The organism is Streptomyces sp. NPDC058796 (assembly GCF_042745235.1).
In the GTDB taxonomy this organism is placed as follows: Bacteria; Actinomycetota; Actinomycetes; order Streptomycetales; family Streptomycetaceae; genus Streptomyces.
The window spans coordinates 22,790-35,981 of sequence record NZ_JBHYOP010000021.1; the positions used below are offsets into that span (position 1 = coordinate 22,790).

11 protein-coding genes and 1 pseudogene are annotated in these 13,192 nt (G+C 69.3%); 5 read left to right on the plus strand and 7 right to left on the minus strand.

Annotated features, from left to right (window positions below):
• Window positions 1–136: 136 nt before the first annotated feature.
• The 3 genes from ACFW47_RS33635 to ACFW47_RS33645 all read left to right on the plus strand — a co-directional run bounded on the left by ACFW47_RS33635 (window position 137) and on the right by ACFW47_RS33645 (window position 2,954).
• Window positions 137–634, plus strand: coding sequence for a hemerythrin domain-containing protein (locus ACFW47_RS33635; protein WP_386308117.1), 498 nt, complete (start codon window positions 137–139; stop codon window positions 632–634).
• A 130-nt stretch (window positions 635–764) separates the two neighbouring features.
• Window positions 765–1,979 carry a phosphatidylserine/phosphatidylglycerophosphate/cardiolipin synthase family protein gene (locus ACFW47_RS33640; RefSeq protein ID WP_386308118.1) on the plus strand — a complete coding sequence of 405 codons (1,215 nt, stop codon included), beginning with the start codon at window positions 765–767 and terminating at the stop codon, window positions 1,977–1,979.
• Between the two features lie 291 nt (window positions 1,980–2,270).
• Entirely contained in the window at window positions 2,271–2,954 is a 684-nt protein-coding gene (locus tag ACFW47_RS33645) for a hypothetical protein (protein WP_386308119.1), read from the plus strand.
• A gap of 1,272 nt (window positions 2,955–4,226) precedes the next feature.
• Here the strand turns inward: ACFW47_RS33645 and ACFW47_RS33650 are convergent.
• Window positions 4,227–4,376 (minus strand): annotated as a pseudogene (locus ACFW47_RS33650) (transposase); the annotation flags it as partial.
• 268 nt (window positions 4,377–4,644) lie between these two features.
• Window positions 4,645–5,004, minus strand: a complete 360-nt coding sequence (locus tag ACFW47_RS33655; protein ID WP_386288087.1) for a helix-turn-helix transcriptional regulator — start codon at window positions 5,002–5,004, stop codon at window positions 4,645–4,647.
• A gap of 250 nt (window positions 5,005–5,254) precedes the next feature.
• On the opposite strand from ACFW47_RS33655, the gene ACFW47_RS33660 reads away from it, so the two are divergent.
• Both ACFW47_RS33660 and ACFW47_RS33665 read left to right on the plus strand, forming a co-directional pair.
• Complete coding sequence (locus tag ACFW47_RS33660; RefSeq protein ID WP_386288085.1) at window positions 5,255–5,638, plus strand: STAS domain-containing protein; 384 nt, start codon at window positions 5,255–5,257, stop codon at window positions 5,636–5,638.
• A 741-nt stretch (window positions 5,639–6,379) separates the two neighbouring features.
• The gene (locus ACFW47_RS33665) at window positions 6,380–7,579 is read left to right on the plus strand and encodes an MBL fold metallo-hydrolase (RefSeq protein WP_386308120.1); all 1,200 of its coding nucleotides are present in this window, start codon (window positions 6,380–6,382) and stop codon (window positions 7,577–7,579) included.
• Here ACFW47_RS33665 and ACFW47_RS33670 read toward each other — a convergent pair.
• From ACFW47_RS33670 to ACFW47_RS33690, 5 genes are all read right to left on the minus strand, one after another.
• Window positions 7,567–8,820, minus strand: coding sequence for a wax ester/triacylglycerol synthase domain-containing protein (locus ACFW47_RS33670; RefSeq protein WP_386308121.1), 1,254 nt, complete (start codon window positions 8,818–8,820; stop codon window positions 7,567–7,569). The two genes, ACFW47_RS33665 and ACFW47_RS33670, sit on opposite strands and share 13 nt — an antisense overlap.
• Window positions 8,821–8,877: 57 nt before the next feature.
• Window positions 8,878–10,086: a beta-ketoacyl-[acyl-carrier-protein] synthase family protein gene (locus ACFW47_RS33675; protein WP_386308122.1), complete on the minus strand. Its 1,209-nt coding sequence runs from the start codon at window positions 10,084–10,086 to the stop codon at window positions 8,878–8,880.
• Complete coding sequence (locus tag ACFW47_RS33680) at window positions 10,083–10,358, minus strand: acyl carrier protein (RefSeq protein WP_386288078.1); 276 nt, start codon at window positions 10,356–10,358, stop codon at window positions 10,083–10,085. The genes ACFW47_RS33675 and ACFW47_RS33680 overlap by 4 nt, the downstream gene beginning before the upstream one ends.
• A gap of 25 nt (window positions 10,359–10,383) precedes the next feature.
• A complete protein-coding gene (locus ACFW47_RS33685; RefSeq protein WP_386288076.1) occupies window positions 10,384–11,826 on the minus strand; it encodes a wax ester/triacylglycerol synthase domain-containing protein in 1,443 nt (480 codons plus the stop codon).
• 894 nt (window positions 11,827–12,720) lie between these two features.
• Window positions 12,721–13,158 (minus strand): VOC family protein, encoded by a 438-nt coding sequence (locus ACFW47_RS33690; RefSeq protein ID WP_386288074.1) that lies wholly within the window; start codon window positions 13,156–13,158, stop codon window positions 12,721–12,723.
• Window positions 13,159–13,192: the final 34 nt, after the last annotated feature.

A 13,192-nucleotide genomic window follows, 5' to 3' on the forward strand; every position in this document is an offset into this window, starting at 1 on the left:
GGTGGTCCGCCGGCTCTGCCCGGGACGATGAAGGCGGCCGCACGCACGCAGCGGACGAAAGCCGACGCGTCTCATCTGCGGAAACCCGGGTATCCGCGAGACCGGATCACCGTCACACGCAGCAAGGAGAATTCCCGTGCCGACCACTGATGTCGTCGAGCTCATCCTGCGGGACCACCGCCGCATGGAGGAACTCTTCCGCACCATGCGCAATGTCGAAGCGGATCGTGCCGCGGCCCTGAAGGAGTTCGCGGACTTGCTCATCGCACACGCCTCGGCCGAGGAGGGCGAGGTGTACCCCGCCCTGCGTCGGTACAAGAACGTCGAGGGCGAGGACGTCGACCACAGCGTCCACGAGCACCATGAAGCGAATGAAGCGCTGCTGGCACTGCTGGAGGTGGAGGACACGGCTTCCGACGAGTGGGAGGATAAGCTCGAAGAGCTGGTCACGGCGGTCAACCACCACGCTGACGAGGAGGAACGCACACTCCTCAACGATGCCCGGGAGACCGTCGTCGATGACCGCCGCAGGGAACTGGGACGGAAGTTCCAAAAGGCGCGCGCGCAGTATCTGGAGTCCGGCTGCGGCAATGTCGAGAACGTGCGCAAGCTGGTCACCGCCGCCAACGACTGACCCGCGCTTCACCCACTGCGCCGAGAGCACGGTAGGCCCCCACCGCGTGGTCAGCGATCGGTGACGTCGGAGTTGCAAGCAGGCGGCAGTGGGCGTGCTTCTGCCTCTCGTCGAGCCCGGAAGGAAAAGAATGACCCGTACCGAGCACATACCGGATACCGCGTACGGCTCACGCGGTGGAGGGGCTGTCGGTGAGCGGGCCGTGCGGATACGGCGCCGCCTGGAGCGTCTGATCGGTATCGCGGCCACCGAAGGGAATGCGTTGGTAGCCCTCCGCAACGGCGACGAGATCTTCCCGGCCATGCTCGACGCCATCCGCTCGGCCGAGCACACGGTCGACATGATGACCTTCGTCTACTGGAAAGGCGCCATAGCCCGCGAGTTCGCGCACGCACTGGCACAACGAGCTCGGGACGGGGTCAGGGTGCGGCTGCTGCTGGACGGCTTCGGCAGCCGGCTGATCGACAAGGACCTGCTGGAGGAGATGGACCGGGCAGGAGTGAACGTGGCCTGGTTCCGCAAGCCGCTGTACCTGTCGCCCCTCAAGCAGAACCACCGCTGCCACCGCAAGGTGCTTGTCGTGGACGAGGAGGTGGCCTTCACCGGCGGTGTCGGCATCGCCGAGGAGTGGTGTGGGAACGCCCGCAATCCGCGCGAGTGGCGGGACACCCATGTGCAGGTGCGCGGGCCGGCCGTGGACGGCATCGCGGCGGCGTTCGCGCAGAACTGGGCCGAGTGTCACGATGACCTCTTCGACGACCGCGACCGGTTCACGGGTCACCGCCCGCAGGGCGATGCCGTGGTGCAGGTGGTCCGCGGTTCGGCCAGTTTCGGCTGGCAGGACATGCAGACGCTGATCCGGGTCATGGCCGAATCGGCCGAGGAACGCTTTCGGCTGGTCACCGCCTACTTCTCGCCGGACACCTACTTCGTCGAGCTGCTGTGCGCCGCCGCGCGGCGGGGCGTCGAGGTGGAGATCCTGCTGCCCGGCCCGCACATCGACAAGCGGGTCTGCCAGCTGGCCGGGCAGCACCACTACGAGGACCTGCTCGCGTGCGGGGTGAAACTGCACCAGTACCAGCCGACGATGATGCACGCCAAGGTCATCACCGTGGACCGCACGGCGGCTCTCGTCGGCTCGACCAACTTCAACCGGCGCTCGCTCGCCCATGACGAGGAAGTCATGCTGGCCGTCCTGGACGAAGAGTTCACCGCGACCCTCGACGCCCACTTCGACGCCGACCTGGCGGCGAGCCGATCCATGCGGGCCGGCCGCTGGAGAAGACGCTCCCTGCTCCAACGCACCCGTGAATACGCTGTCCAGCCCATTCGCCGCTACCTGTGACGACCCACCGACGGCGAACAACTCCGTGCGGCGATCAAGCTGTCGAGGCGACGCTGATCGGGTTCGCTTCGCCCAGATCAGCGGCACCCGGCGTCTTGAACCGGCCGCAGGGTCGGTTCCCGGCTCTTACCGGGTCTGGCGAAAGCTGTTGATCATGAGGAGGCTGCCGGACTCTGCTCGTATGTCTGGATATGGGAAACCGTCAGTCGCGGCCGGCGGAAAACGAGTCGCTGCCCAAGGCCGACGGCCCACTGCTCGCCGACTGGGCCGGCCGGCTCGCCCGAGCAGACGGTGATCGCCCCGAAGGCCTCCCTGCCCTTGCCCGCGTACCTCGCGGCCACCACGTACCAGCCGGATCTCGGCGTCTCCTCCGCCCGCGAACTGGGCGAGGCTCTCGCCGATATCATCCAGGCGGAGATCGCCCTGCTGGTCGCAGGCGGCGTCCGCCTGATCCAGCTCAACAGCCCGCTCCTGCTCGGCCAGACAGGCACCGAACCGGCTCCCGGCGGCGCCCTCGCCTTCGAGGACGCTCTCGCCGTCGACGCGGCGGCGGTACGCCTGGACGAGCGCCCCGAGAGCGTACGTGTCGGGGTGGCGCCCGGCTGGGCGGCCCCGGACGCGGTGGACCGGGCCCGCGCCGAGCGGATGTACGCCGCGATCCCGGCCGACCGCTGGGTGCTGCCGTTCGACCAGGGCACCGTCGCCGAGACCGACCTCGTGCGGGCGCTGCTCCAGGGGCGGGACTTCTGCCTGGGCGTGGTCGACGCGACCCGGCCGGAGCTGGAGGACATCGGCACGGTGATGTCCCGCATCGATCCGCTGGAGGCGTTCGTCGACCTGGAGGACGCGGCCGTCACCCCGTCCCGGGGCTTCGCGGACGTCGCGGCCCGGCCGCTGCTCGACGCCGAGGACCAGCGCCGCAAGAAGGTGCTGGTCGAGACGATCGCCCGGTACTGCTGGGGCAACGAGCTCTGACCGGAGGCGGCGGGAGCCGGTCCGTCCCCCCGGTTCCCGGGCACTCCGGCCCTCGCCGTCCTTCACCACCGGCGGGACGATCGCACGGCCGCAGCAGCTCGGTACGGTGGAGTCCGCGGTGCTCAAGGCGGTTCCGGACGCCACCGTCACCACCTCTGAGGATCTGGCGGGCACCGTCTCCTTACGTACAGCTCTCGCCCACCGGGTTCAAGCTGCTCTCGTACCTCCTGGACAACGTCGGCCGGTACTGGGGTAAGCCCGAATCCTCAAGGCGGCTGGCCCAGTGGTCCGGTGGCCAGCCCCGTACGGGCCTCGTCGGGACTCCCGTACGACGACATCAGCTCGTCCGGGTACATCCGTCAGAACGGGCCTTCCGACGGTGACGCGACCGCACCGGGCGGTCAGTGGCGGCTGCCAGGCTGAACGGTGGACCGTGATGACGAGCAGCTGCTAGGCCACCGGGGTGCATAACGCCGACCACGATCACCCCGACCGCGTCCCGACTGGCGCGCTACGCCGACTGATCGACGGCCCGCTGGACTGCCTACTGCGAGGCATCCACGGATGGCGGACCGAGGACGTCGACGACGGCGTGGCCCTGTCCACTGAGCTCTCCCGCTGGCCGAGGCCCCTGCACGACCCGCGTCCCGGAGCGCCCCCACACGGCAGGTCAGGTCGAGGATTTCGCATATCCACGAGGATCACTGAAATGCCGTATACCAGTACGCCGGGGCGGATCTCGGACGTGCTGCCGTCGGCACCGACCACGTGCGCCAGGACCCGGCAGACCCCTGCCCGCCCAGCGGCCAGGGGCAGGCCCATCCCGGGGCGATCGCCGAGAGGGGTGTAGATCCCGGACACCGTCTCGACGGGCTCCACGTAGCCGCACGGATCGGCCGCTTACAACCTCGCCCCGATTTCTGGGTTGTCACGAGCTCGCGTGATCACGGCTGCCGCCTTTGCGGCCGGCCCGCGCCACATGCGGGATCCAGATGACGTACCCCTGTGGTGCCTGCCGCGACCAGCGAACTGGATGGGCCTTTCTCGGCGGCTGTCTGACCGGTGCATCACTCAGATTTCGGGCATGCGGACGGTCGTTCCAACGTGCACACGGTATGCCACCACGGTGCCTGCGGCTTGATGGGCAAGTCGGTGGCGGGGTCTGTCAAACGAGCGGTGGACCAGAGTGGTTGGGTTGCTGGCGGGCTGCTGAGAGTCAGCCGTCGAAGGCGAGTCGAAGGCGTTCAGGGCGCCTGCTCATCGGGGAAGCGCCCGCGCCTTGACCGCCCGGCGGATTCGGGCGTTCACCGACTCGATCGCGTTGGTGGTGCAGACGGTGCGGCGGGTCTCGGTGCGAACCGCAGGAACGGAGGGAAACTCCTCCCACGCGTTTTCCCACAGCTTTACAATCGCCCGGTACTTCGTGAGGGAGAAGATCGAGACCCGAGCCACAGCCGAGTGCGCGTCGCCTGCGGTACGGCCGCCGGGGACGGGAGGCTGCGCGAGCATTGTGGCAGTGTCCTGGATCTGCGGGAGGACGCGGGGCTCACCGAGGACTTGGGCGCGGCGGCCCGCCGGGCCTTCGAGGAGCGGGGCAGTAACGCCGACTGATCGAAGGCCCCGCCATGCCGCCCTCGGTCGAGACCGAGCCCGCCGCCCGGTCAGGGATCGTGCACGCAGCAGCATCCGCCTACTGAGGGGTGCTGGCGGGAGCGGGGCGGGAGGCGGAGCCGCCATGGCGTCCGTGGTCGGTCTCGTCGCGCACGAGCAGCGACAGCAGAGCGGCCACGGTGAGGCCGGCTTCCGCAGGGTGCCGCAGCACCTTGTCCGGTTCGATGCGGTACGTGTTGCTGCGTCCGTCACGGGTGTGGGAGAGGTAACCGTCCTGTTCCAGGTCGGAGATGATCCGCTGTACGGCCCGCTCGGTGAGTCTGCAGTGAGCGGCGATGTCGCGGATTCGCACATTCGGATTGTCGGCGATGGCTGCCAGCACGCGCGCGTGGTTGGTGACGAACGTCCATCCGGAGTGAGATTCAGGCACTTCGACCATGCACCACATTCTAGGGACTGCTTTTGCGTGACACTCTATACGTGACATAAGTGTCGGGCAATGGGTGGCAGGTGGGGCGCGGCGGCGGCGTGAGGCGCCCCATGGCGGGCCGACGCCGGGTTCCGGCTGTACGGGCCGGGTGCTCGCCGAAGCTTGGGGGACCTTCTTTGCGTGACAGCTGATACATGACATACTTTTCGCGCTAAACGAGACGTGTTCCGTCCGGTGTGAGACATAGGAGGGACCCGAGGTGTCTTTGGATGAAGGGGTCGCAGATTGCTCGGGCCATGTCGGCCAGAGTTGGCTCCCGGCCCTGGACCAGCCCACGTACGCGCAGTACGAAACACGTGGCGCCTGGGTCGTCAGCGCGCGGGGCGCGTACGACATGTACTCGATCGGGCCGCTGGCCGGCGCGCTACAAGCCGCGGCCAAGGAGTATCCGAAGGTGGTTCTGGACGCTTCGGGCATCGCCTTCGCAGACTCTGCCCTGTTGAATCTGCTGATCATCACTCATCAGGCGACCGACTTCCGGGTGGCCGCGCCGACGCGGCAGATGCTGCGGCTCTTGCAGATCGCGGGCGTCGACACCGTCCTGACGCTGCGGGCGACGGTGGAGGAGGCCGCTGCCGACTAGGCCGTTTCCTTCGTATCACCTCGCCGACCAGATGAAGTAGGCCTCGCGGTCGAAGGCCGGGGAACGGCCGCCGAGCCGACCGCGCCGCTTGCGGCTCGCCGGCCGGGCGGCCCCTTTGAGTGGAATCGACCGCGACGACCCAGTCGAGGTCGCCTTCGGCGTCAGCCTGGGCCAGCAAGGCGGTGAAGACCTTCTTTCAGGTGCCGTCGACGGCCCACTTCCGCAGCCGGTTGTGGGCGCCCTTCCATGAGCCGAAATGCTCGGACCCGTCTCCCGCGGAACCTGCAGCAGCCCGGGCGTCCGGGGGTCCGGATGGGCGACGACGGTGGTGGGGTGGGTGTGGGCTGTGCTGACGGGTATGCCGAGACGGGTGGCGATCTGCGCGAGTGTGTCGTGTCGGTGGAGGGAGACCAGGCCGACGAGAGCATGCTGGTGAGGTGACAGCTTGCAGTGGCGGTCACCCTCACGGGTGACGATGTGCCTGGTTACTCACTCGACCAGGGCGTGTCGGGACGTCGAGTGGAGCAGAATGGGGAACCAACGAGGCTTCTGTGCTGATGAGTTGAGACGTCGAACACCTTCCTCAACGGCACAGGAGCTTCGTGCGTTGCGGAAGGTCGCCCCGTCACCCGACCGGTGGCCTCTGTGGAAATGCTCGGTAAGTACGACAGCCTCAGTTGCCCCGCTCGTTCGGCAGTACCCAACTCAGTAAGAGCCTGAACCACTTCACCTGGAGGTACCGTGGCCGCTCTCCGTTTCCCGAGTCCGGGGTTCAGCGTGCCGCGGCCCGCGGCCTTCGGCGTGGACCCGTACGGCGAGCGTATGGCGCGCATTCGCAGATCGCCCCACTTCCGTGACGGGGCCTTTCAGAATCCCGGGGGCAGAGCTCGGACTTGGCCCTCCGGCTCGGCTGTCGAGCTCGCCAGGGCCTACGTCAACAAGGAGGCGCGGCTCCTGCGGGCCCCGCAGGGCCCGGTCTCGGTGCACGCCACCACCCTCGCCGATCTTGCCCGGCCATCTGCCACCGGTCTGCGTCTGACCTGGATGGGTCATTCCAGCGTGCTCGCTGAGATCGACGGGCAGCGGGTGCTGTTCGACCCCGTGTGGGGCGATCGCTGCTCCCCGTTCCCCTTCGTCGGCCCCAGGCGTATGCACCCCGTCCCGTTGCCCCTGGACGCTCTCGGCCCCGTCGACGTCGTCATCATCTCCCACGACCACTACGACCACCTGGACATGCCGACGGTCAAGGCGCTGGCCGGGACGGGTACCGTATTCGCCGTGCCGCTCGGGGTGGGCGCCCACCTGGAGCACTGGGGTGTCCCCGCTGACCGGCTGTGCGAGCTGGACTGGCACGAGTCGGCCCACGTCGGCGGTCTCACGCTCACCGCCACCCCGGCCCGCCGCTTCTGCGGACGGGGGCTGCGCAACACCCAGCACGCCCTCTGGGCGTCCTGGGTCGTGGTCGGGGAGGAACACCGCGTCTACCACAGCGGGGACACCGGCTACTTCGACGGCTTCCGGGAGGTCGGTGCCGCGCACGGTCCGTTCGACGCCACGATGATCCAGCTCGGGGCGTATGCCGAGTTCTGGCCGGACAACCATATGACCCCCGAGGAGGGGGTCCGTGCCCACCTCGACCTTCAGGGCGGTCGGCCGCACGGTGCCTTGCTGCCGATCCACTGGGGGACGTTCAACCTGGCGCCGCACGCGTGGGCGGAGCCGGGGGAGTGGACGGAGGACGCGGCCGGGGAGGCCGGTCAGGCGGTGGCGTTCCCGCGGCCGGGTGAGCCGTTCGAGCCGGCGGGGAAGCTGCCTACGGAGGCGTGGTGGCGGTCGGTGTCGGGTCCGATCGCGCACCCGTGGCGGCGTCCCCGGGTTGTCGAGGGCGTGGCCGGGACGAGGGAATCCGAGCTTGCCGACTCAACCGTTCATTCGATGTGAGAGGTGCTCATTGCGGCCAGCGTTGTGAGCTCTCCTGTCACGGCGTCGGCGATCAGTTGGGAGTCATCGGGGCGGAGGTGGCTGACGACGGTGAGGGTGTAGATGTCCGCGTACTGGACGAGGTCGAGGTTGACGGTGCCCGGTGGAGGGAGGGGAGGCAGGGCTGTGGCGCCGATCAGGCGGCGGCCGTGCAGGTGGCTCGGGCCGCCTCGCCACTTGCCCGCGGTGCATACCGCTGTGCTCATGTCGGGCTGGATCATGTGCCTGGTCAGTGCTGTGGTCAGCCAGGGTGCCGCGCGGGAGATGCCGTCCAGGACGGGCAGGGCCGCGCGGTGGGCTTGGCATCGCCGGTTCACGGCCGACAGCAGGCGCTGGCAGGTTCGCAGGCGGTCGGCGGGGGAGTCGGTGTCCACGGGTAGCGGGAGGCGGACGGCGGTGCTGAGGTTGCCGAGCCTGTGGGCCTCGTTGGTGCTGCGCAGGTCCACGGGCACTCTCGCGTACAGGGGAGCGGAGCCGGCCGGCCGGGATGAGAGGGTGCCGTAGCAGGAAGGGAAGGCACCGGCCAGGGCGCTGAGGAGTAGCTCGTTCAACGTTGCGCCCCGGCCGGTTGGGGGCTGACGCCGTGCCGAGCGCATCACGGTGGGGTCGAGTCGGGTGACGGTGAGGGAGGGCCGGCATTCGCCAGGTGCTGGCGGCAGGCGCTGTCCCCGGCCGCTGCTGGCGTGCCACTCTTCGAGCAGGTCGGTGACCGGGACGCGGGGCCGCGGCGGCATCTGGGCGGGTTTCGGTGCATGGGTGCGGACGCTGGCCTCGTCCATGAGGAGGCGAAGGAGGATGGCCAGGGAGCCGCCGTCGAGAAGTGCGTGGTGGGCCAGCAGTACCAGGGAGTGTTCACCGGTCGGTGCGGCTTGGGATACCAGGAGCTGCCAGGGGGGCCGGTCGGCAGGCAGCCGTCGTACTGCCGCCGCGGCCAAGAGCGAGCGCAGTTCCTGGGTACAGGCGGTGACGTGTGCGGCCGGATCGAACGGCCCGGCGTACGCCCAGCGGTGGCCGGACAGCGCCGTGGGTCGGGAAGGCGGCTCCAGGATCTGATGCATCCGCTCCAGCACACCCCACCGCTCACCGACACGGGAGCGGAGTTCGGGCAGGTCGAACGGCTTGCCCGTGTACAGCGTGGCGCATCCCATTGTTCCGGGCAGCCCCGGGCGCAGGAAGCTTGCCTCTTTCCCTGACAGCCGCATGCAGATCTCCCTGTGCTGGTGACGGGTAGGGTCGTCGTCTTGAACTCGGACGGCGAGTCAGGGCCGAGGGGTGTCGAAGACGAGGCAGGCGTTGTGGCCTCCGAAGGCGAAGCTGGTGCTGAGGGCCGGTCCGGCGGGCAGTTTGCGTGGCCGGGCGGTCACGAGGTCCACATCGCACTGTGGATCGAGGTGCACGGTGTTCGCGGTCGGCGGCACGATCTCCTCGTGGAGTGACAGGCAGGTGATCACGGCTTCCAGGGCCCCCGCCGCCCCGAGGGAGTGCCCGGTGACCGACTTGCAGGCGGTCACCGGGACGGCGGCAGGGCCGAACAGGGCGGTGAGGGCGCGGGCCTCGGCCACATCGTTCAACGCGGTACCGGTGCCGTGCGCGTTGATGTGCGTGACGGCGTCGGCGGGGGTGCCGGCGTCGGCGAGCGCCTGTTCCATGCACGCTCGTGCACCGGCGCCCTCGGGGTGCGGCGCCGTGAGGTGATGGGCATCGGAGGTGCTCCCGTATCCGGTGAGGGCGGCGTAGATCCGGGCGCCGCGGCGGCGGGCGTCATCCAGCCGCTCGAGCACCAGGAATGCCGCGGCCTCGGCGAGCAGGAATCCCTGTCGGTCCGTGCCGAAGGGGCACAAGGCGCGGGCGGGGTCGTCGCACTCGGTGATCATGGCACCGGATCGTCCGAAGGAGAGCGCGGTCGTCGCGGTCATCGGGCTTTCGTGACCGCCCGCGATGACGACGTCCGCGCGCCTGGCCCGGATCAGATCCATCGCCTCACCCACCGCGTGGCTGCCGGAGGCGCAGGCCGTGGAGAGGGTCAGGGTGGGGCCGGTGGCGTCGAGTTTGACGCTGAGCCAGTGTGCGCCGGCGTTGGGCATGGCCCGGGGCACGTACAGCACGTCGGGCCGCCCGATGCCGGACTCCTGGGCGATCACTCCGCCGTAGCCGGTGCCGGTGACGACCGCCCTGCGGCCCGCGGGGACATGAAGGCCTCCGGCATCCGCGACGGCGTCCATGGCGGCGCACACGGCCAACTGCACGGAACGGTCCGTCCGCCGCGCTTCTTTCGCGGTGAGGTAGCCCTCCGGTGTGAACTCGGGCATGGGGCATGCGGGGGCTACGACGGTGCCTTCGGCGTCGAAGGCGTGCATCTGGGCCGGGCAGCGGGAGGTGAGCAGGTTCTCCCACAGGGCGCCCACGCTCGTCCCTGCCCCGCAGCGGACACCGAGGCCCGTGACCGCGACGGCGTTCTCGTGTGTCATCCGGTGACCACACCCGAGGCACGGGCGGTGCGCAGCCTCCCGATGAGCTCGGCCAGGTCACCGACCGTGCGTACCGAGGCGGGATCGACGCCCTTGAACGACACGTCGAAGTGTTCCTCCGAGGCAGCCCGTAGCTCGGTGATGTCCAAACTGTCGGCTCCGAGGTCGGCCACGAGCCGGGCTTGCGGTACGACGTCCTCCACCGGCACGGACATGCAGTTCGCGCACAGGGCGCGCAGCTCGTCCCAGTGGTCCAGCTGTGATGTGTTCATGGTGTCTTCCCTTGCTCCGGGGCCGTCATGAGGGGCCTGGTCGGTTCGAACCCGTGTGGCCGGCGTGGTGGCCTGGCTCTGCCATCTGTGCCAAGGTTTGGATCTCCTGAGCGACGGCGTCGGCGAACCGGTGGGCACTGCCGGGCAGGAGATGGCACACGGCGGTGAGCGCGCACGCGTCAGGAGCTTGCAGCAGCAAAAAGCTGGCACCGCCCGGATGGGACAACGGGGGCAGGCCCGCCATGTGCCGTAGCTTGCGGCCGTGGAAGGTGGTCGAACTGGCACGCCACTTCGCGCTGGTCGTCACGGTCGCCATGTAGGACGGTCGGCCTCCTGTACCGGTCAGTTCGCCCGCCCAGGGGGCCATCCGTCGAACGTTCTCAGCCAGGGGCGACAGCGCGGCGTGGACGGCGGCTCGTTCGGGCACCGCTTGGAGTGCGCCCTGGCAGACCCGCAGGCGGGCCACGGGGTCGGCGAGGCCGAGGGGCAGCGCGACGCGCACGGCCGTGACGACGTTGCCCAATTCGTCCTGATTTTCCCGCGTGCGCAGGTCGCACGGTACACACGTGTAGACGGGCCGGGTGGACGGCCAGTCCTTCGGGGGGCCGAGAAGCGTGCGCAGCGCTCCGGCCACCGCGCTGGTCAGCAGTTCGTTCGGGGTGGCGCCGCGTGTGCCATGGGGGTGCCGGCTCGCGGCGCGCAGAGTGGCAACCGGCAGCGTGCGGACGGCGACCGAGGGTGCCGTCCGGTGCGGCGAGGGCGTGGGGAGGGCCTGCCCGGGAAGGGTCAGCGCCTTGAGTTCCCTGGCCACAGCGCCGAGCGGGAGGCGGGGTCGTGGCACGTGGCCGGTGGTCCGCACAGGATCGGCGCCGTCCATCAGTACGCGCATCGCAACGCCGAGGGAGTGCCCGTCCAGCAGCACGTGCTGGGCCACCAGTGCCAGCGCGAAGCCGCCTTCCGCTTTGCCCGGGACGAGGAACAGCCGCCAGAGCGGCGCACCTTCGGGTAGCGGGCGGTTCACGACTTGCGCCCACAGCTCGTCCAACTCACAGTCCGCGGTGAGAACGTGCTCCTGAGGGCGGAAAGGTCCCGGGACGGTCCAGTGCGCGCGGCGCCGCCGCAGCGGCCGGCGCCCGTCCTCCCCGGCGCCGGGCGTGAAGTGGAGCACCTGGTTCAACCGTGGCAGGGCCGTCCAGCGTTCGACTGCCCGCCGCCGGACTTCCTCCGGCGCAGGTGGCTCCCCGGTGAAGACTGCCGCCAGGCCTGTGACGCCGGAGTATCCGTTGCGCAGGAGTATCTCGTCGGCGAGGGACAACCTCATGTGCTGCACCGCCTGTCTGTCTTCCGTCGGTACATTTCCCTGGTGCCGGGCGGTGTAGAGGTGAAACTCATGGCTCTCCCGGTCGGTCAGGAACGTCCATGGGGCATCGTCCGGGCCGATGTCCGAGACCGGTGGCGGGCCGGTCATCGTGCCGGGCGCTGAACGCGGGCACGCCGTGCGCGAGCAACGCCAGTTCCCGCCCGAACGCGTCGGCCAAGTCCCTGGCGTGGCCTTGAGGGGCGTGGCCCGTCTCGGTCTGGGTGAAGGCGCGCGCATAGTCCGTGCGCGCCAGACGGACCGTTCCGCGGGTCTGCAATGGTCCCAGGGGGATCACCGTCTCCAGGTGCGCCGTCCAGCGACCAGGGCCCGCGCGGCCACGTGTTGACGGTGCAGGCCGAGGGAGCCCGCTCGGCAAGCAGGCCGGCATGCCGATCAGACGAAGCGCCCAGGGGCCGATGCGCGCCCAGAGTCAGGATCGTGGAGTAGATGGCCAGGGCTGTCACGGCCAAGTACGCGTTTGATCATATGAGCATCGTGTCGAAGCCTCCGACGCTGCGCAGTCCCCCACAGGAATGAACCGCGCGCCGCCTCGGTGACCTGCTCCCCGTCTCCCCGTGAGGAACACGGGGACGCCCCGGGGGGAAACGAAAGGGTGCCCCCTTCCGGAGACGGACGCTGTTGGTAAGTCCGCCCCGCTGGATGTCATCCAGCGGGGCGGAGTGCTGCGAAGGGTGAGGCGCGGGTGCGAGCGAGGGTCTGCCGGTGAGCCGGGCATCGAGGCGGGAGAGGTTGACGGCGGCGCCGGCGAAGTGGTGTTGCAGTCGGGTCGGTCTTGGCGAGTCCGCAGTAGCGGGATCTGCGCAGGCTGAACACCTGGAGGCTCAGAGGTCCTGACCTTTCCGTTGTGCGGCTGGTCGCGACAGCAGGAGACCGCCCCGCACTCCGTCCAAAACACGATCACCAGGTGCCACGAGAATCGGGACAGCTCAGGCCCCAGGGGCCGCGAGTTGTTCCGGTGTCCAAGGTCCCTTGGCCTGGGTGTCAGGTGTTGGTGTACTGGGCGGCGAACTCCTCGCTGGGCGGGATGACGGTGATGACGTCTATCAGCACACCGTCCGGGGCGGCGATGATGAAGTGGCGCTGGCCGAACTCTTCCGTCCGCAGTGGCAGCAATTCGGTCAGGCCGGCCTCACCCACTAGCCGCTGGTGCTCGGAGTCGACGTCGTCCACCTCGAAGTTCAGCAGCAGACCGCCCTGGAGCGCGGCCCGGTGGCCCTCGGGGATGGTCGGGTGGGTGTGGTCGAGGAGGGCCAGCTCGTACTGGGGGGTGTCGGGCCGGCGGAGACTGACGTACCAGTCCGACTCGAAGGTCGCGTCGAAGCCGAGGTGGCGGGTGTAGAAGTCGCGGGAGGCTGCCACGTCCCGGCTGGCGAGCACCGGGTAGAAGCCGCTGAGTTTGGTCGTGGGTGAATTCGTCATGACGGAGGTCCTCCAGTAGCATTTCACATACCCA